This window comes from Pseudovibrio sp. Alg231-02 (assembly GCF_900143565.1).
Taxonomy (GTDB): Bacteria; Pseudomonadota; Alphaproteobacteria; order Rhizobiales; family Stappiaceae; genus Pseudovibrio.
Window position 1 is genome coordinate 155,700 of the sequence record NZ_FREX01000004.1, and the last position, 19,192, is coordinate 174,891.

Genomic DNA, 19,192 nt, shown 5'->3' on the forward strand with positions numbered 1-19,192 from the left:
GCGGGCATTGTTGTTTGTGGAGCACTTCTTTTAGGCTTCACGCCTTCTCAGGCTTCCAGTCTGGCTGGGTTTCGAAGATCGCCGCTGTTTCTGGCAGGGCATCCCAATGCGGTTTGTCGCGGTCAAAGATGACGACCTCAATTTCCAGATCATCCGCGTTGTCCATGGAACCCAGCGGCAACGTCATGTGGTCAGGCGCGTTGGTGTTGCGGCCATAGATCGGACTTCCGCAACCTGGGCAGAAGGCTTTGGTGACTTTTGAGCCGTTGGCAGAGGTGTAAAGATATTCGCCCAGCTCGCCCGAGATATTCACCTGATCAGCCCGGAACATGGCACCAACCGTATGGCCGGTCCCACTCACCCGCCGGCATTCCTCACAATGACATTGAGCCGTAACCACAGGATCACCCTCAATCTTGTAGGACACCGCCCCGCACATACAACGCCCGGATCGCTTGTTCACACTCGTTACTCCACCAGTTCGCCAACCACCTCACAGGCCATGCCGGCGATGAGGGGGACAGCTTTTCGCATCATTTCTGCGGCTTGCGGGTTGGAGGCGTTGCCTGCTTCAGCACGTGCTACAACCCCTTGAATAATTGCGGCTAATCGGAACATAGAGAACGCGAGATAGAACTCCCAGTTCTCAATCTCGCTAAGCCCGCGACGCATACAGTACTGGCGTACGTACTCCTCTTCAAGCGGAATACCGAGCGCCACACGATCCAGCCCTGCCAAACCGCGCAAACCTTTGAAAGACGGCAAACGCCACTGCATGCACTGATAGGCAAGGTCCGCCAGCGGATGGCCAAGCGTAGAAAGCTCCCAATCCAGCACAGCCACAATCCGTGGCTCTGTGGGATGGAAAATCAGGTTGTCGAGCCGGTAATCCCCATGCACCAGCGAAGTCGAACCATCATCCTCCACCATGTTCGCTTCCAGCCACTCCATCAGCCGGTTCATGGCTGGAATCGTGACGGTTTCTGAGGCCTTGTACTGTTTGATCCAGCGCCCGGTCTGCCGCTCGAAGTAGTTGCCGGGCTTGCCATAGTCCATCAGACCAACGGCATTGGGAGAGACATCATGCAGCGCGGCCAACACGCGGTTCATCTCCGCAAAGATCGCCATACGCTCTTCATTAGAGCACTCTGGCAGCGCAGGATCCCAGAAAATTCGCCCTTCAACATACTCCATCACAAAGAACATTGTGCCGATTGGAGAGTCGTCCTCAGACAGATGATAGGTCTTGGGCACAGGCACATCACTGCTCGCCAGAGCCGTCATCACCTGATACTCGCGATCCACCATATGGGCGGATTTCAGCAAGGTTCCCGGAGGTTTAGCTCGCATGACATAGGTCTTATCAGAGGTCACCAGCTTGTAGGTTGGGTTGGATTGGCCGCCCGGAAATTTCTCAATCTCCAGAAGCTCACCAAACTCCGGTATGTGCTGCTTCAGATAGGCCTGTAGCGCTGGTTTCTCTAATGTATGCAAGGCGTTCGTCATGGGCTCCCCTCCTTCCATGAAACATCCGGTTGCCTGACGGTTCCTCCGTCCCGTGAACAGTCAGGCTCCTTATCGGCTTTTAGGTTCAGGCGTTGGCCATTGCCTTTACCAGCTTGGCGACACCTTCCATGGCGCTGTTCACCGGCTCCGCATCTGTGCAGTCAGCAATACGGCCCCAGTTGGCAGCAATTGCCTCTGGTGTACGGTTGCCCTCAGCCAGATGAATGCCTTGTGTTTCAACCATTTCAGCCAGTGTGTAGGTGCCAGCAGCGGCCACAAGCACCTTACGGGTTGGCGCAGCCTCAGAGCACAGGAACACCACAGCAGGCGTGATGTTTTCCGGCGCAAGCATCTTCAGCGTGCCAGCATCCATGATTGTTTCTGTCATGCGTGTGCCAGCAGAAGGTGCGATGCAGTTGATGTGAATGTTACTTTTTGCCCCTTCAAGGCCAAGCGTATTCATCATGCCCCAAAGGCCTGCTTTCGCAGCGCCGTAGTTCGCTTGCCCAAAGTTGCCATAGATGCCGGATGGAGATGTGGTCATGATGATGCGGCCATAGCCTTGCTCTTTCATCACATTCCAGACGGCCTTGGTGCAGAGTGCTGCGCCATTGAGGTGCACGTCTACCACTTTGTTCCAGTTGGACATTTCCATCTTGGCAAAGGACTTATCGCGCAAGATGCCAGCGTTGTTGATGAGAATATCAACGCGCCCGAATGCTTCAATGGTGTCCGCCACCATAGCGTTGACAGCAGCCTCATCCGTCACATCCGCAGCATTGGCGATTGCTTTGCCGCCTGCTGCTTTGATCTCCTCAACAACCGTTTCAGCAGCGGTTGCGGACGAACCGGAACCATCAACAGAGCCGCCCAGATCATTCACCACGACCGCAGCGCCGCGCGCAGCTAGGTCCAGCGCGTAAAGACGGCCAAGCCCACCGCCTGCGCCCGTAACAATCGCTACCTGACCGGCAAAATTTATCGTGTCCTGCGTCATGCAGCTACCTCCTCAAAAAACGTCATTGTCAGCCATTGTGCGACCAACGCAGGGCTTTCGACACCCTCAATCTCAATTGAAAGACCAAACTCCTGAAGGATCTGACCATCTCCCTTGCGGGTCAGATTATCCAGAGTGAAACGTCCCCGAATGCGCTTACCACTGGCGACAGGATGTAAAAAGCGGATTTTATTGAAACCATAGTTGATGCCCATGGTCCGCCCCTTCACATCCGGCAAGGTCTCTATGGCGAATTTGCTGGCGAGCGAAAGCGTGAGAAACCCGTGGGCGATGGTACCGCCAAACGGAGTTTCAGCCGCGGCGCGCTCAGGATCCATATGGATAAACTGCTCATCAAAGGTCAGTTTGCCAAAGGTGGAGATCATATACTGATCCACCTCCACCCAGTCAGACAAGCCTATCTGCTGGCCAACCCGGGTCTCAAGTTCTTCTATGGTCAGTTCCATAAGCCCCTCACTGTCCAAACAAATTGGTGCCTGTGGCGATATGAATGCCACCATCCAGCGGGATCACTTCTCCCGTGACATAAGACCCGCCTTTGCCACAAAGGAAGAGCGTCGCGCCCGCGATGTCATCAGGGTGCCCGATCCGGCCAAGTGGCACACCTTTCCCGACATGCGCGGCTTTTTCGTCCGTTCCCGTTGCAAACGCTGTCATGTTGGATTGAAACGGGCCCGGTGCGAAACCGTTGAATGTAATGTGTTCTTTCGCCAGCTCCTTTGCGAGGATACGCGTCAGCTGGTGCACTGCGGCCTTTGAGGCTGAGTAAGAGTAAGCGCCATCCCCAATCGGCGTGGAGCCCATGACCGAACCCAGATTGATAACCCGGGCCGGGTCATCCGGGCGTCCGCTAGCTTTCAGCTCTGGCAACAAAGTCTGGGTTAGGTGGAACAGGCCAGCCACGTTGACATCCATCACCTTCTTCCATGCAAAATATGGGAAGGTGCCCAGTGGCTCACCCCAAGTGATGCCAGCATTGTTGACCAGAATATCAAGCTTTGGGCTGCGCTCACGCACAGCTTCAGCAAGAGCCAACACGCCCTCTTCAGAGCCAACATCTCCCTGAAACGCTTCAACAGATCCGGCAGCCTCCGGGTTGTTGGCTTTCAGGTTCGCATTGATCTCCTGTGCTGTCTTCTCAACCACATCCAGCTTGCGCGAGCAGATGAAGACGCGGGCGCCACCTTCTGCCAGTGCAGTGGCAACCATACGGCCAATGCCGGTTCCACCACCTGTTACCAGCGCTGTTTTGCCAGCGACACCAAACAGTTCCTCAAGATATCCCATGAAGACACCCTACCTCCCATAGTGTTCTTCGATCTGCCACCGCATCTCACGCGACTTGATTCAGGCGTTTCTTCATTCAGTTACCGCCACCCACGTTTTGGGGAGGCCACCTTAAACCAATGGTCAAGCGTGCTCATCTTCGCGCGCAGTTGACAACATACTCAGTAGTATGTTTCCGTATATCAACAGTTGTAAAGCAAAATTTTTAGCTCGTTTCTTTTGTCTCTCCGGCCTGGGATTTTGATTTTGTGTGGGAGCTCATGATCACCTATCCCTCTGATAATAAGTGGAATTTCCCCACGGGTCTGTAAAGACAAAAGAGCTCAGATGTCTTGGGAGGGTCAATCATGAGCGACACTTTATTAGCCGAACGTCCAGCTATGGACCTTGGGGTAAGCCAGCGTGTAGCGCCACTCATGGAACAAGTGCGCAGCATGGTTCGCGATGAAATCATGCCCCTCGAGGATGAATTTCATGATGAGATTCCGGTGGGAGACCGCTGGCAACATACTCAGCGACAGACCGAGATTCTGGAAAGCCTCAAGGCAAGCGCACGCGCCAAAGGCCTTTGGAATTTTTGGCTGACAGACTCCAAGCGCGGCTACGGCCTCAGCACAGTTGAATACGCCTATCTGGCTGAAGAGATGGGCAAATCTCCGCTTGCACCAGAAGTATTCAACTGCAACGCCCCTGACACCGGCAACATGGAGGTGTTTGAGCGCTATGGCTCCGAGGAGATGAAGGAAACCTGGCTGAAGCGCATGCTGGACGGCGAGATTCGCTCAGCCTACCTGATGACTGAGCCAGACCACGGCTCGTCCGACGCCACCAACATCCGCATGTCCTGCGTGCGAGATGGAGACCACTATGTGCTGAACGGTGAGAAGTGGTGGTCTTCTGGCGCTGGCGACCCGCGCTGTGCGGTTTACATCACTATGGTTCACACGCCAACAGACGGCACCAAGCATCAGCAGCATTCCATGATCGTGGTGGACGCGAACACACCGGGCATCACCAAGCTGCGACCGATGCAGGTGTTTGGTCATGACCATGCCCCTCACGGACACTTGCACCTGCGGTTTGAGGATGTACGCGTTCCTGCCGAAAACCTGCTTCTGGAAGAAGGGCGCGGCTTTGAAGTGGCACAAGGCCGCCTTGGCCCGGGTCGCATCCACCATTGCATGCGAGCAATTGGACAAGCGGAACAAGCGCTTGAGCTGATGTGTAAACGTTCCATCAACCGCGAAGCCTTTGGTAAGCAGCTCTACAAACTGGGCGCCAATTTCGACATCATAGCCGAATGCCGCATGGAGATTGAGCAGGCCCGCCTTCTCTGCCTGAAAGCCGCATGGATGATGGACAATGCCTCCGCCCGTGAAGCGGCGTTCTGGATCAGCCAGATCAAGGTTGTTGCACCGCGCATGGCGCTTAAAGTTACAGACGAAGCTATGCAGATGTTTGGTGGTCAGGGCATCTCTCAGGACACCCCACTGGCAACCAACTGGATGAACCTGCGCACCTTACGTTTTGCGGATGGCCCGGACGCAGTGCACCGCAACTTCATTGGCCGCTCCGAGCTGCGCAAACATACTCAGGAAAAGATCTGATAGGGCGGGAGAGCCTTCGCTCTCCTTATCCTTTGCATCTGCACTCCAAAACAGGGAGAACGCAATGACATCACTTGATGATTTCCGCATGGAAACAAGGGCTTGGTTGGAAGAGAACTGCCCGCAAGACATGCGCAAGACAGTCACCACAGAGAGCGATATCTGCTGGGGTGGCCGCAACTGGACCTTTAAGTCCGAAGCACAACAGCAATGGCTGGAGCGCATGGCCGAGCGTGGCTGGACCGTGCCAAGCTGGCCGAAAGAGTATGGCGGCGGCGGCCTGAACGGTGACGAGGCCAAGATCCTCAAAGAGGAGATGACGCGCATCAACGCCATGTCTCCACTGGAAAGCTTTGGCATCTGGATGCTTGGCCCTGCTCTGCTGAAATACGGCTCTCACGAGCAAAAGCTGCAGCACCTGCCCAAGATTGCCCGCGGTGAAATTCGCTGGTGTCAGGGCTACTCAGAGCCCGGATCCGGCTCCGATCTGGCATCAGTCCAAACCAAGGGCGTGGATATGGGCGACCACTTCCTCGTCTCCGGTCAGAAGATCTGGACCTCCTACGCAGATCAAGCAGACTGGATCTTTGCTCTGGTGCGCACCGAACCTGATGCGAAGAAACACAAAGGCATCTCATTCCTGCTGTTTGATATGACCAGCGAGGGTGTTTCCACCAAGCCAATCCGCCTGATTTCCGGCAGTTCTCCGTTCTGCGAAACATTCTTCGATGACGTGAAGGTGCCTATGGAGAATGTGGTTGACGAGCGCGGCAACGGCTGGACAATCGCCAAGTATCTGCTGACCCACGAACGCGAAATGGTCAGCAATCTGGATGCAATTTTTGGCGGTTCCGCTGGCCTTTATGAAACTGCGATCGACTCCATTGGGCTGGATGAGACAGGCCGATTGGATGACCCGCTTCTTCGTGCTGATATCGGGGAGTTCCTGATTGATGAAATGGCACTGACCGCCCATCTTGCAGCTGCAAAAGACTTCCACCGCGCAGGCAACCAGCTGGGCGCCCGTTCTGCAGAGCTGAAGTATCTCGGCACAGAACTGAACAAACGCCGCCAGAGCCTCGTTGTACAGGCTGGAGGGCTGGAAGCCTTGTCTGGGCCGGAAGAGAACAACGGCATCGGCAACCAGTCTGCCTCGTGGCTGCGCTCCAAAGGCAACAGCATTGAAGGCGGCACCTCGGAGATCATGCTCTCCATCATTTCTAAGGCAGTGCTGCGCCTGCCATCACTGGGTTAAGGAGAGAAAATATGGAACTTTTCAGCTCTGAAGAAACCCTTCTGAAGGACTCAGCCTCTGGTTTTATGGCAGAAAATGCCTCGGTTCAGGCACTGCGTGATCTGCGCGACCAGAAAGAGACGCTTGGCTTCAATCAGGAGCTTCACAAAACACTGGCCGACATGGGCTGGTTTGGCATGTTGCTGCCGGAAGACGCTGGCGGATATGACTTTGGCCACCGCGCTGCGGGCCTTGTGGCTGAGGAAATGGGTCGCAACCTGACGGCCTCTCCGTTCCTCTCCACCGCTGTTTTGAGCACAATTGCACTGCGTCAGTCTGGTGGTGAGCATCTAAGCGAGTGGGGACCGAAGATCGCGACTGGCGACGCAGTCATCGCACTGGCCATAGATGAGGGAGCAAAGCACAACCCGTCCCGCATCAAAGCCACGGCAGAGCCGGACGGCAACGGCTTCATTCTCAACGCCAGAAAACGCGCGGTGTTTGATGGCTACAACGCCGACCGGCTGATTGTTGTTGCAAAAACCGGCGAAGACATTGGGCTTTTTCTGGTAGATCCAAGCACGGCGGAAGTTGAGGTAGAGCGCAACGCTATGCTGGACAGCCGCAATGCGGCGAACATTCAGATCAGCAATTTGCATCTGGATGGCAAGGATTTGCTGTGTCCGCTTGATAAGGGCGCGACTGTTTTGGAAGCCACGCTCCGCTCAGGTCGTGCGATTGCAGCCTCAGAGCAACTTGGAGTTGCAAGAGAAGTTGCAGAGCGCACAACAGCATACCTGAATGAAAGAAAACAATTTGGTGTTCCAATCGGCATGTTTCAGGCACTCCAACACAGAATGGCCGACCTTTATTGCCAGATTGAACAAACAGCTTCACTCATCTCTTCCGCGTTACGGGCAATAGATACAACCTGCGATAAGGCAGAGGCTCTTTCCCGAGCAGCCAAAGCCAAGGTTGCTAAGGTTTCTCGCGTGGCAACAGAAGAAGCGGTGCAGATGCATGGTGGAATCGGTATGACCGACGAAGTTGACGTCGGACTGTTCATGAAACACGATCGGGTGTTAACAGAGATGCTGGGTGACAGTGCTCACCATATAGACTTTCTGCTAAAAACACGGGGTCTTTAACTGTATAATCCGTAATTCTACTTGTGATTATTTCTAAAGTAACTTCATAATTGAAGCCATCTGGTCCACCCCTTTGGATCAGCGAGAGCCAGTCCGCAACAGCATTGCCCGGTGTTGCAGACTGGCTCTTTCTATTTTTGGCTAACCAAAACCATCTCAGATCTTCATACCCGGCATGTTGAGGGAGGATGTATTTCCACCATCAACTGCGAGGGCCTGGCCAGTGATGAAGCTGGCATCGCGGCTGGCAAGGAAAGCGATTGTTGCTGCAACTTCAGCAGGATCACCGTGCCGACGCAGTTCCGCTCTTGAGCCGAGCCTGTCTTCTTTGCCAACACTGCGGGCGTGATCAAACACAGGTTTTGTCATGCCGGTCTCAATGAGCCCCGGACAAACCGCATTTACACGCACACCATGCTCGCCAAAATCACAGGCGGATGTTTTTGTAAAATTGATGAGCGCAGCTTTGGACGCGCTATAGGCATTGCCGCCAGCACCTGCTCTGATTCCAGCAACGGATGCAGTATTCACAATAGAGCCTTGGCCTGAAGCCTTGAGCTGTTCGCGGGTGTACTTGGTGAATAGCATTGCGCCGAGTACATTCACCTCATAAACCTTGAGCCAGTCGCTGAAGTCCTCATGGCTTCCGCCCCACGAGCCTTGGCAGATGACCCCGGCATTGTTGCAAAGAACGCTTATACCGCCAAAGGTGTTCTCAACGGCATCCACGCAGCTCTCAACTGCTTCCTCATTCGCAACATCAACGACATAGACCCGCGCACGGCAACCTTCTGGCAACAGCCCTGCGGTTTCATCAAGGCCGTCCTCATTCAGATCCACCAGAGCGATTGCAGCTCCTTCTTCCGCCAGTCGGATCGCGGTCGCGCGGCCAATGCCGCTGCCTGCGCCCGTAATCAGGGCTGCCTGACCTGCAAATCTGGGTTGCATCTTCATTCCCTCCCGGTTTCCAGAACAACCTTGCCTACCACACGTCGCTCCATGAGGTCTCGAAGCGCCTGAGGAGCTTCCTCCAGAGAATAGCTCTTACTAACAGTCGGGTTGATTTTGCCTTCCTGGAACCATTTAAACAGCTCTGAGTAGTTATTAAGGTCCTTATCCGGCTCCCTCATGCGGAACGCACCCCAGAACACGCCCATAACGGCACAGCCCTTCAGCAGAGGCAAGTTGGTGGGGATTGATGGGATATCGCCAGCAGCAAAGCCTACAACCAGTGCGCGACCATTCCAGGCTGTTGAGCGGAGTGCCTGTTCGAAGAGCTCTCCGCCAACCGGATCATACACAACATCAACGCCAGCCTTGCCCGTGATCTCCTTAAGACGCTCTCTCAGGTCCTGCGTGGAATAGTTGATTAACTCATCTGCACCCGCTTTCCGCGCGGCGTCCAGCTTTTCAGCGGAACTGGCAGCAGCGATCACCTTGGCGCCCATGACCTTGCCCAGTTCAACAGCCGTGAGCCCGACACCACCGCCAGCGCCCAGCACCAGCAGTGTTTCGCCCGGTTGTAACTGCGCACGTTGTTTTAACGCATGCATGGAGGTGCCGTAGGTCATCGTAAAGCCGGCGGCAACATGAGCAGCCATCGCTTCTGGCCGCTTCATGACAGCAGAGGCATCAACCACAACCTCCTCCGCGTATCCGCCTTGTTGCAACAAAAGCGCCATCACGGGATCACCCGGTGCAAACTGAGTGACGCCTTCACCTACGGCCTCAATTCTCCCCGCAACTTCACCGCCTGGAACAAACGGCATTGGTGGCTTGATCTGATACTTACCCGCAATCACCAGCGTATCTGGAAAGTTGACGCCTGCAGCTTCCACCGCAATCCGCACTTGTCCTTTCCTCGGTTCCTTGCGTTCAACATTCTCCACACGCAGAGCTTCTGGTGGTCCGTATTCTGAGCAGACAACAGCACGCATGATTTCCCTCCCAAATCAAAACATACCCGTGAGTATGTTACGGAAACAACTTGAGCGCAACCACAACGCTAGGTGCAAGTCCCCTCCCCTCTCAGCAAACCTGAATAATTTGAGCAAGCCGCTTCGCAATCAGGAAACCACGGTTCATGGAAGCTCTCCTTGTTCTCATCATCCGTTTACATGCAACAGCGAAGATATTCCCATGATGAGTGCTCAATCCATGGAAAGACCGGATGGCTGAACAGGATAAGCCCAGCTTAGCTGATGAATTCAAACGCCTGGAAAGCTCACCGGAAGGACTGACGGGATCAACCGCATCCAACCGGCTGAAGCAATATGGCCCCAACGCGCTGGAAGAAAAAAAGACCAACAAACTGGCTCAGCTGCTTTTGACATTCTGGGGGCCTATCCCGTGGCTCATCGAAATTGCGGCGATCTTGTCAGCCATCATCGAGCACTGGGCCGACTTCACGATCATCCTGTTTATGCTGATCCTCAATTCTGGCATCGAGTTTGTTCAAAGCAGCAAAGCAGCTGACGCGCTGGCGGCGCTGAAATCATCCATGGCGCTCAAAGCCCGTGTGAAACGAGACGGGAAGTGGGCTGACATTCCTGCTGAGGAAATCGTTCCCGGTGACATCATCAATCTGGAAAACGGAGACATCATCCCGGCAGACTGTATTTTGGAATGCGGACCGTACCTTGCCGTCGACCAGGCAGCCCTGACGGGCGAGTCGCTCCCAGTCGATAAGCAGATCGGTGATGTCGCGTATTCCGGTTCAATCATTAAACAGGGCACCATGCAGGCACTTGTGACTGCGACGGGTGGCAACACATTCTTTGGCAACACGGCCAAGCTGGTTCAGTCCGCGGGCAACATCTCTCATTTTCAGAAAAGCGTTCTGGGCATTGGCAAATTTCTCATTCTCGGCACGGTCTTGCTGGCGGCGCTCATCATCGTCAAACAGCTTTATCTGCAGCAGAGCATTCTGGGCATCATTGAACTGGTGCTTGTGCTGGTGATCGCCTCAATCCCGGTTGCGATGCCCGCAGTTCTATCTGTCACCATGGCTCTGGGTGCACTCACACTTTCTAGAAAGAAAGCCATCGTTTCACACCTTCAGGCGATTGAAGAATTGGCAGGGGTGAATGTGCTGTGCTCCGACAAGACCGGAACGCTCACCAAAAACGAACTCACGCTTGGCGAGCCAATTCTGTTTGACGCGAAGAGTGAAAAAGAGCTCGTCGTCATGGCGGCCCTCGCATCCAGTACAATAGAAAAAGACGTCATTGATCACCTGATTGTCAGCAAGGCTGAACGAGGCGTTTTGGAGCTCTACAAGCAAAACACATTCACGCCGTTTGATCCCGTGAGCAAACGAACGGAAGCGGGCGTCTCTGGTCCAAGCGGAGCGTTCAAGGTCATCAAGGGTGCGCCGCAAGTGGTCATTGATCTTTGCGCAAATGCACCGGAGGAGAAGGCCGCGGCCAGCAGTGCCGTGCACGAGTTTGCCGTCAAAGGCTTGCGCGCACTCGGCATTGCCAAGACCAACGAGAACCACGAGTTACGCCTGCTTGGGATCCTCTCTCTTTTCGATCCGCCTCGCGACGATTCCAAAGCTGTGATTGAAGAAACCCAGAATGCAGGCATCACGGTGAAGATGGTGACAGGTGATGATATTGCCATCGGCAGAGAGATTGCCGGACAACTGGGGCTGGGCACTTCGCTTGAAAGCGCCAGTCAGGTGTTCTCTGAGGCAAAGGACATGGACAACCTGCCAGCCAACATCCGCGAGGAGATCGTCAACGCAGATGGCTTCGCCCGCGTCTTTCCCGAGCACAAATACGGTATCGTCAAAGCGCTTCAACAGTCCGGAGACTACGTCGCCATGACAGGTGACGGCGTGAATGATGCCCCGGCATTGAAGCAGGCAGATGTGGGTATTGCCGTTTCAGGTGCAACAGACGCCGCCCGATCTGCCGCTGATCTGATCCTGACGTTGCCCGGTTTGTCCGTCATCACAGATGCAGTGATAGAGGCACGAAAAATCTTCGCGCGGATGATCAGCTACGTTGACTACCGCGTGGCTATGACGATCAATCTGATGGTGTTCGTCTCAGCCAGTGTGTTGCTGTTGGAAGAGGTGCCCCTGACCGCCATCATGATTGTGATGCTGGCATTGCTGGACGACATCCCGATCATCACCATCGCCTACGACAACACAGAGGCCGCACCAGCCCCAAAGGAATGGCAGCTTGGAAACATGCTGCGCACAGCAACGGTGCTTGGGCTCATTTCAGTTGTCGAGAACTTCGCCCTGATGATGGCCGCCCGGCATTGGCTGGATGTACCTCCTGCGGAGTTGCAGAGCGTTATGTTCCTGCAGCTGGTTGTCGCCGGGCATTTGCTCTTGTTCGTCTGCCGGCATGATCACTGGTTCTGGCAGGCGCCACGCCCTTCGGCTAAATTGCTGATGGCAATTATCACCACGCAATTGCTCGCAGTTGCCATCTGTCGATCCGGCTTCCTTGTTCCCGCGATCAGCTGGGACTTGATCGGCCTCGTTTGGGCACAAGCTATCCTCTGGATGTTCGTGCTGAATGTTGCCAGAAAACTCTGCCGCTAAAAGAAGTGCAACACGCTCTTTTACTCGCCACGCAGACAGACTAGATATAGAGCATTGTCTGCAATTGGAGTTGGCGCGTTGCCGAGCTTACCCCTTCCCTTTTTTACTGCCCTGTTTTTGTGTTTCATCCTGTTACGCCTCATGGTCGGGTATGGACGAAAAATACCGTCGCTTCTCGTGGCGACTATCAGCCTTTATGCAATTCAATCTGTCCTACTCGGTATCAAATGGGGGATGGGTGGGCTCCCCCTCTGGTCGCTCATAGGACTGGCGTTGTTATTGCCGCCCGCGACCTGGCTCTCATTCCTTCAACTCACTGATCGCCTTACGAAGAAGGCTGTCGGCTGGACGATTGGCGCGACAGCTGCAACTCTTAGCTCTCTCACTCTCGCACCCGGCTTCAACGCCCCGGTGCTGATTGATCTTACAAGTGTTGTTGTCTACCTCGGTTACGGACTGTTGTTCTTCCGGTCTGCAACGACCAGGCAGTGGGAATGGGCCAGCCATCTGCCTATCGATCAAATGCTCCCGGCACGCCAGACACAGCTGATCGCAGGCGCTATTTTCTCAACCTCCGCACTTGTTGATCTCGTCGTAGCGGCGGACTTTGCCGTGAACAAGGGGACCAATGCAGCAACCATCGTTGGCACTGCAAACCTCTTCATGCTGCTTGCACTGGTCACAATCGCTGTTCTGTTTACTCGCAAACCAGCGGCTACACCGCAGTTGCCAGAACCTGAAACAACGACCGCATCAGCTTCCGAGGAACAGATTGGGCTGGTCGAAGCTCTCGATCAACTCATGCAGAACGAGCATCTGTACCGGGATGAAAACCTCTCCCTCGACAGGTTGGCTCGCAAACTCCGTGTGCCGGCTCGCCAGATTTCGACAGCTGTCAACACAGTGCGTGAGATCAACCTGCCGCAATACACCAATGGGTTCCGAGTGGCTGAAGCCTGTCTTCTGTTAGAGACAACAGACAAGCCCATCACCACGATCATTTACGATGTTGGCTTTACAACGAAGTCCAACTTCAATCGCGAGTTCCAACGTGTCACAGGCAAGAGCCCGAGTGTATGGCGGAAGGAGAGCCGTACTGTGCAGAGTGTGGAGACGGCCTAAAAGATCTCTAGCAGGATGCTCGTGGCGTGCTTCCACCCCTTCGCCAAGTTGATGCTGGACACGAGCTTCTCAACATTGATGCGGATGTTTTCCTTTGGAACATCTGCATCAAATTTCAGATAGACCGCAGCCATCTCTCCAACCAAATCGAAGCGCGAAACACTCCCGTCGAAATAGATGACAGACTTCTCTGAGGTGATCGCGAAGTCCTTAAACCGCCCCACAAAGTCACCCGCCAATCTGTCCATCTTAACGCTGATGTTCATCGAACTCGGCAGCCTGAGCGTCGCCGCCGGATCGCACCAACCAAGCCTCCAGGACCCGCGTCTTTCAAACTTAATGGTCATAAGACCATCTTCATTTTTGGATGTTGTAGCGGTTAGAGAGCAACCTCTTGCATCGCTTGTATCAAGCTTGATGTCGCTTGAACTGCTATTACCTCCGACAATACGCAGACCCAGATTGCTTCCTGAGATCTCTATTGAATGCACACCTTCAGGGCTAAGTGTCTCAGAGGTTTCCATGCCTGATGAGAATGTGACGTAAGCCGCAATCGCTATTACGCCAATCGCGATGAGGGCTTTGATGCCGTGCTTTGTTGCCATTTGATAACTCCATGATTTGCCTGTTGGAACCATGGGAGTTTGGCGGATTGCCTGCGACCTAGAACGCGATTTAGGACCAGAATAGCCTTCCTGAAACACGATGGAGGACTTAGTTCCCCTCTACGAGAAGCGCTGTAGCCGCCGCCCGCACGTCTGGCGGAAACGGGCACGCATGGCGGGCTTCCCTATCCAGATGCGCGCATACCAGTTCAGTGGTCGCAATCAATTTTTGCGTTTCAGCATTATGCATTTCATGGAGGATATAGAGTGTCTTTTCATGAATGTCCGTCACCCCGGATCGACACACAAGCAAGTCTCCCGCCAGCGCTTCAGCATGGTATTTCGTGGTTTGCTGAACGGCAGCCATACCCCTGTTGTACTCTCGAAAATAGGTGGCGCTTAGCCCGGCTCGTGAGAACAGATGCCAGTTGGCCTCATCGAATTTCTCGGTGTACCACTGAACATTCATGTGTCCCATATGGTCCAACTGGTAGGGGTAAACTACACCGCGATAGGTCTCTATCAACGCTCTATCCTCACCGCCCGATGGGCTTAATTTACTCTCTGACCCACTCCCAGGCCTTGTCGAGATTTGCCATATCGAAGTGCTTTTCACCTATGCCAAGCATGGCTGCAAACGGACTATCAATCGCGACGAGCCACTCCCAAATCTTCCGATCAGAGACGATTGCGATGCGATGAAAACTTTTGATGTGGGTCATCGCCCACTTCAAATCTTCGTAGCCAGCCTCAATGCCCCACTTCGCTTGATCGTTCAAAATCACCAGCACACTGACATTTGCATGTTTGTCGAGGACGTTTTCAACCTGCGAAATCAGCTCCATTTCTTCGTTAAGATCGACCTTTCCATCCACCTCAAAACCGAGGATGTTCTCCGAACTTTCTGGGAGTTTTTTGATCATTCTGGCACCTCTTTTCCTGTCTGCATGCTACCTGAGCCACGCCTTCCATCCTGTTTCATTCCATGGATAGTTTCGACGTAAATTCGAAATCTCTTGCCAATTCGAAAAGTTGACAGCTGTCCACTTTTATAAAAGTGTAACCGTTATCCGCAGGTGAAGCGGTTGAGAAAGTTGATTACAAATGTAATTTGAAAGCTGTGCCGGTACTCCCCATTCTAGTGATGTCTAATAAATATCCCAAGGAGATCACCATGTTTCATCAAGCAGGAATGCACGGATTTCACTTTTTCCCATTCCCAATCACTCTAATTCTCTTGCTCATCATCGGCTTTTTAATCGCCCGGTCCTACGGTTATTTCGGAGGTTCAAACAGCGCTCGCAAGGTTGAACCTGAAGAGCCAAAGTCCCAAACCTCAGAAGCTCTGGACATACTCAGCAGACGATTTGCGACTGGTGAAATCGATGAGGAAGAGTTCCAGAAACGTTCTCAGGTTCTGCGTTTGAACCTGTAACTTCCCCTCAACATCGGCACTCAATTCGGGCAACCTGAGTGCCGATTTTCCTTCCAGAGCAATGTTGTCAGTTGGCAACTCACTCGTACACAGCTCTGAAGACCCGTCCGTTTAGTAGATCAAAAACCTGCACATCTCGCTCAAAGCCGATAAAATCGAGTATCAATCCGATGCTTTGAGGCCCAGTTTTCCTCTCATTCTATCCAAGCCAACATTCGCAGCACACAACTCTCTCAACAGTCTGTTGCAGATTTGCGACGGGTTTCTTTTCAGAGGCCCCCAGCTGTTACTGCTGTTTGCAACCACGTTTGCATCAAAAACAACGCAACTCTTGTTAAAGTGTAATAGAGGAAGCCTTTCGCTAAACACATACAGAAAGGACAGTTTGCGGGCCATTGTCGGAGCTTCTTAAATTATCTAATGCCTCCAATATGTTGGGCCATAACTTAACCGACACCAAGAAGCAGCTAGTTCTTTAATCCAACCAAGTTCCAAGACATTTTGTTACATCTGATTTCTTGCGGAAAAGTCAGAGCTGATCCAGTGTTTGGACAAGGTTGAACGCGAACTCCGCAGTCGCAATCGGCCGCACACTGCTGACTTCCCACGTACCCCAACACCGCGAAATCAGCAGTGTGCACCTTATAACTCAGTGCAAACTCATCCGGGCGACCATGTCTTACCTTCGAGCAATTTGGAACTCACCATTTACCTTCTGGTCTATCCTTGCACTCCCGGGGCTTGCTATCATCGGAGAGCTTCTCCGTGAAAGCGACAAGTTGGAGCACCTTCTCCTTCCAACTGGAGAGTTTGCCGCTCGTTTTCTCCTCATAAGCCTCATGATCACGCCACTGATGTTCCTGACAAACGGTCAACATTGGGTGCGTTGGCTGATGGCACGGCGGCGGTATATTGGCGTAGCTGCAGCCTGCTATTCAGCGCTGCACGTTGCTATCTACCTGCTGGATAAGGGATCTCTTGGCCCTATCCTGCAAGATCTCGTCAAAATCGGGATCTGGACTGGATGGCTGGCTTCTCTCATTTTCATTCCGCTCACAGTCACCAGCAATGATTGGTTCATCGCCCAGCTCGGGTCCAGATGGAAGAACCTTCAGAAACTTGCCTACGCAGCAGCTGTCCTCGTGTTCGCCCATTGGGTCCTGGTAGACTACAAATTTGGGCCAGCTCTGGTGCATTTCACACCGCTTCTACTCCTAGAGCTCTACAGATATGTGCACGTCACCAATAAACGAAAAGAGCGTAAGCTCTCCGCCCACGCTTAAATCCCAAGCAAGCCTCCAACTAAGCCCGCCTCTTCCCAAAGGCGGGCTTTTCTTTGCTCTCCTTTTGTAGTGAGGACAGTCCCTTCAATCACAGTTAAGCTGCTGAAATGGAGGAGGGACCATATAATGACTACAACCGATTTTCAGAAAATAGCGAGCGCAAGCCTTACGCATCCGACTGCCTTGAAGCTTAGCCTGCCGGATCCATTACCTGATGATATTCAGGAGCTTTTTGGGAAATGTCAGAGCAAACTCGGGTTGATCCCGAACGTGCTGATTGCCTTTGCACATCGACCAGGGAAGCTCAGGGCGTTTTCTCAGATGTACAATGAGCTCATGCTTGGAGACTCTGGCATTTCTAAGCTGGAACGAGAGATGATCGCCGTCACCGTTTCGTCGATCAATTCCTGCTGGTATTGTCAGGTCGCCCATGGCGCTGCTGTTCGGGAGTATTCCAACAAACCGGAACTGGGTGAAGCCATGGTGATGAACTATCGCTATGCCGATTTGACTGACAAGCAGCGTGTGATGCTCGACTTTTCTACAAAGATTGCGAAGGCATCCTCTGAAATTGTTGAGGGTGACCGGCAAGGCCTCCGGGATGTTGGGTTCTCGGAAGAAGACATCTGGGACATTTGCGAAGTCGCGGCCTTTTTCTCCATGTCCAACCGCATGGCCTCAGCAACAGGCATGCAGCCCAACCCAGAATATCACTCCGCAGCACGAAAGAAGTGAGCAGGGGAGGGGAGTTTCAGCTGTCAACTCAGCTTCAAAAAAGTTGACAGCTGTCAACACAGAAAGGCCTTGCCAGCGGGTGAGGAGAAGAGTATATCGTGTATCGACGATATACGGAATCAACGATGACAGAAAACACCTGCGTTACGGAATTCGCGCCTGCCTCTTTGAATGAGGCAGAAGAAGAAAAGCTCGCAGTCCAGGCCAAAGCCCTGGCGCATCCTGCGCGTGTCCGCTTGCTGAAGATTATGGCGGCTCAACCCGGCTGCGTCGGTGGTGATCTCGTGAACTCTATCGGTCTGGCGCAATCCACTGTATCCGAGCATCTTCGGATCTTAAAGGATGCAGGCTTCATACTGGCGGAAGTACAGCGTCCGCGCATTTGTTATTCAGTCAATCGGTCTGAGTTGAAGAACTTCAACTTCCTCTTTGAGAGCAGTTTCAAGCTCTAAAATTTGTCGAAATTCATCGTCTATCGACGATAGGCAGGAGAAATCATGGGTACTTTTGAACGCTACCTCTCAGTCTGGGTAGGGCTTGCAATGGCTCTGGGGGTAGGGGCAGGCCTCCTTCAACCTGGCCTTTTTCAGATCATCGGTGACTTGCAGGTCGGCGGGATCAATCTGGTCATCGCGGTTCTGATCTGGCTTATGATCTATCCAATGATGGTGCAGGTCGAGTTCACCGAGGTTCGCAATTGCTTTGTGAAACCAAAGGGCCTTATCGTAACGCTGGCCATGAACTGGCTGGTGAAACCCTTCACCATGGCAGCTCTGGCCGTGCTGTTCATGCGCCATATCTTCGCGCCGTTCATTCCGGCAGATCTGGCGGATCAATACATCGCAGGCATGATCTTGCTTGGCGTTGCTCCCTGTACGGCGATGGTGTTTGTCTGGTCGTATCTAACAAAGGGCAATGCAAGTTATACGGTGGCACAGGTTGCGACCAATGACCTGATTATGATCTTCGCTTTCGCGCCAATCGCGGCGTTTTTGCTGGATGTCTCAAACATCATTGTCCCATGGGATGTGTTGTTGGTTTCAACCGCACTGTTTGTTGCGTTGCCATTGGGGGCAGGGTGGTTGACCCGGCTCGGGCTCAAAGACAAAGAACACCTTTCTTCATTCAGTGCAGGGATGAAACCATTCTCGATTGCGGGTCTGGTGGGCACGGTGTTCTTGCTGTTTGGTCTTCAGGCTGACAACATCATTTCATCACCAGCAGATATCGTTCTCATCGCGATTCCGCTTCTCATCCAAACTGTCCTGATTTTCTTCGTCGCATACTTCTGGATGCGGAAGTGGCGCCAGCCGCACAATGTTGCAGCGCCCGGCGCAATGATTGGTGCGTCGAACTTCTTTGAGTTGGCCGTCGCTGTGGCAATCAGTTTGTTCGGCGTCACCTCCGGAGCTGCCTTGGCAACCATCGTTGGTGTACTGGTTGAAGTGCCGGTGATGTTGGTGCTGGTTTCTTATGCCAACCGGACTCGCGGTCAGTTCTCTAAGGACGATCAGGTCCCTGCGTCAACAGCCCATTCCAAAACTTAAGCGTGAGGGCAGGGGAGTGATCTCCTGCCCTTCGTCTCTCTTGGTTTTTCGTTCTTCTCTGAGTATGCTCATGGTCTATTGCACCAGTTATTTTATGAGCA

20 protein-coding genes are annotated in these 19,192 nt (G+C 53.3%); 10 read left to right on the forward strand and 10 right to left on the reverse strand.

What is annotated here, in order from left to right:
• Positions 1-37: 37 nt before the first annotated feature.
• From DHN43_RS13090 to DHN43_RS13110, 5 genes are all read right to left on the reverse strand, one after another.
• Entirely contained in the window at positions 38-463 is a 426-nt protein-coding gene (locus tag DHN43_RS13090) for a GFA family protein (protein ID WP_208986525.1), read from the reverse strand.
• Between the two features lie 5 nt (positions 464-468).
• Positions 469-1,506, reverse strand: a complete 1,038-nt coding sequence (locus DHN43_RS13095) for a phosphotransferase (protein ID WP_108818882.1) — start codon at positions 1,504-1,506, stop codon at positions 469-471.
• A gap of 85 nt (positions 1,507-1,591) precedes the next feature.
• On the reverse strand, positions 1,592-2,503 hold the full coding sequence (locus DHN43_RS13100; protein WP_108818883.1) for an SDR family NAD(P)-dependent oxidoreductase: 912 nt from the start codon (positions 2,501-2,503) through the stop codon (positions 1,592-1,594).
• Positions 2,500-2,970 carry a MaoC family dehydratase gene (locus DHN43_RS13105; protein WP_063310245.1) on the reverse strand — a complete coding sequence of 157 codons (471 nt, stop codon included), beginning with the start codon at positions 2,968-2,970 and terminating at the stop codon, positions 2,500-2,502. The genes DHN43_RS13100 and DHN43_RS13105 overlap by 4 nt, the downstream gene beginning before the upstream one ends.
• Before the next feature lie 7 nt (positions 2,971-2,977).
• Entirely contained in the window at positions 2,978-3,811 is an 834-nt protein-coding gene (locus DHN43_RS13110) for an SDR family oxidoreductase (protein WP_108818884.1), read from the reverse strand.
• A gap of 347 nt (positions 3,812-4,158) precedes the next feature.
• On the opposite strand from DHN43_RS13110, the gene DHN43_RS13115 reads away from it, so the two are divergent.
• The 3 genes from DHN43_RS13115 to DHN43_RS13125 all read left to right on the forward strand — a co-directional run bounded on the left by DHN43_RS13115 (position 4,159) and on the right by DHN43_RS13125 (position 7,800).
• Entirely contained in the window at positions 4,159-5,418 is a 1,260-nt protein-coding gene (locus DHN43_RS13115) for an acyl-CoA dehydrogenase family protein (protein WP_244306729.1), read from the forward strand.
• A gap of 64 nt (positions 5,419-5,482) precedes the next feature.
• Positions 5,483-6,673 carry an acyl-CoA dehydrogenase family protein gene (locus DHN43_RS13120; protein WP_108818885.1) on the forward strand — a complete coding sequence of 397 codons (1,191 nt, stop codon included), beginning with the start codon at positions 5,483-5,485 and terminating at the stop codon, positions 6,671-6,673.
• A gap of 11 nt (positions 6,674-6,684) precedes the next feature.
• A complete protein-coding gene (locus tag DHN43_RS13125) occupies positions 6,685-7,800 on the forward strand; it encodes an acyl-CoA dehydrogenase family protein (RefSeq protein WP_108818886.1) in 1,116 nt (371 codons plus the stop codon).
• 156 nt (positions 7,801-7,956) lie between these two features.
• Here DHN43_RS13125 and DHN43_RS13130 read toward each other — a convergent pair whose 3' ends face one another.
• Together DHN43_RS13130 and DHN43_RS13135 are read right to left on the reverse strand one after the other, a co-directional pair.
• Entirely contained in the window at positions 7,957-8,748 is a 792-nt protein-coding gene (locus DHN43_RS13130; RefSeq protein ID WP_108818887.1) for an SDR family NAD(P)-dependent oxidoreductase, read from the reverse strand.
• A 2-nt stretch (positions 8,749-8,750) separates the two neighbouring features.
• The gene (locus DHN43_RS13135) at positions 8,751-9,737 is read right to left on the reverse strand and encodes an NADPH:quinone oxidoreductase family protein (RefSeq protein ID WP_108818888.1); all 987 of its coding nucleotides are present in this window, start codon (positions 9,735-9,737) and stop codon (positions 8,751-8,753) included.
• 233 nt (positions 9,738-9,970) lie between these two features.
• Here DHN43_RS13135 and DHN43_RS13140 point away from each other — a divergent pair, with 233 nt between their 5' ends.
• Positions 9,971-12,364 (forward strand): plasma-membrane proton-efflux P-type ATPase, encoded by a 2,394-nt coding sequence (locus DHN43_RS13140; protein WP_108818889.1) that lies wholly within the window; start codon positions 9,971-9,973, stop codon positions 12,362-12,364.
• A 78-nt stretch (positions 12,365-12,442) separates the two neighbouring features.
• Entirely contained in the window at positions 12,443-13,486 is a 1,044-nt protein-coding gene (locus DHN43_RS13145) for a helix-turn-helix domain-containing protein (protein ID WP_108819040.1), read from the forward strand.
• Here the strand turns inward: DHN43_RS13145 and DHN43_RS13150 are convergent.
• The 3 genes from DHN43_RS13150 to DHN43_RS13160 all read right to left on the reverse strand — a co-directional run bounded on the left by DHN43_RS13150 (position 13,483) and on the right by DHN43_RS13160 (position 15,014).
• Entirely contained in the window at positions 13,483-14,091 is a 609-nt protein-coding gene (locus tag DHN43_RS13150) for a hypothetical protein (protein ID WP_108818890.1), read from the reverse strand. The two genes, DHN43_RS13145 and DHN43_RS13150, sit on opposite strands and share 4 nt — an antisense overlap.
• Before the next feature lie 109 nt (positions 14,092-14,200).
• Complete coding sequence (locus DHN43_RS13155; RefSeq protein ID WP_108818891.1) at positions 14,201-14,617, reverse strand: acyl-CoA thioesterase; 417 nt, start codon at positions 14,615-14,617, stop codon at positions 14,201-14,203.
• 31 nt (positions 14,618-14,648) lie between these two features.
• Positions 14,649-15,014: an STAS/SEC14 domain-containing protein gene (locus DHN43_RS13160; RefSeq protein WP_057462154.1), complete on the reverse strand. Its 366-nt coding sequence runs from the start codon at positions 15,012-15,014 to the stop codon at positions 14,649-14,651.
• Between the two features lie 251 nt (positions 15,015-15,265).
• On the opposite strand from DHN43_RS13160, the gene DHN43_RS13165 reads away from it, so the two are divergent.
• From DHN43_RS13165 to arsB, 5 genes are all read left to right on the forward strand, one after another.
• The gene (locus DHN43_RS13165) at positions 15,266-15,526 is read left to right on the forward strand and encodes an SHOCT domain-containing protein (RefSeq protein WP_159096851.1); all 261 of its coding nucleotides are present in this window, start codon (positions 15,266-15,268) and stop codon (positions 15,524-15,526) included.
• A 674-nt stretch (positions 15,527-16,200) separates the two neighbouring features.
• Positions 16,201-16,809 (forward strand): sulfite oxidase heme-binding subunit YedZ, encoded by a 609-nt coding sequence (locus tag DHN43_RS13170; RefSeq protein WP_108818892.1) that lies wholly within the window; start codon positions 16,201-16,203, stop codon positions 16,807-16,809.
• Between the two features lie 126 nt (positions 16,810-16,935).
• Positions 16,936-17,544 (forward strand): peroxidase-related enzyme, encoded by a 609-nt coding sequence (locus DHN43_RS13175; RefSeq protein ID WP_108818893.1) that lies wholly within the window; start codon positions 16,936-16,938, stop codon positions 17,542-17,544.
• 125 nt (positions 17,545-17,669) lie between these two features.
• Positions 17,670-17,996: an ArsR/SmtB family transcription factor gene (locus DHN43_RS13180; protein ID WP_063293012.1), complete on the forward strand. Its 327-nt coding sequence runs from the start codon at positions 17,670-17,672 to the stop codon at positions 17,994-17,996.
• A gap of 45 nt (positions 17,997-18,041) precedes the next feature.
• Positions 18,042-19,091, forward strand: a complete 1,050-nt coding sequence (gene arsB / locus DHN43_RS13185; RefSeq protein ID WP_108818894.1) for an ACR3 family arsenite efflux transporter — start codon at positions 18,042-18,044, stop codon at positions 19,089-19,091.
• The last annotated feature ends 101 nt before the right edge of the window (positions 19,092-19,192 follow it).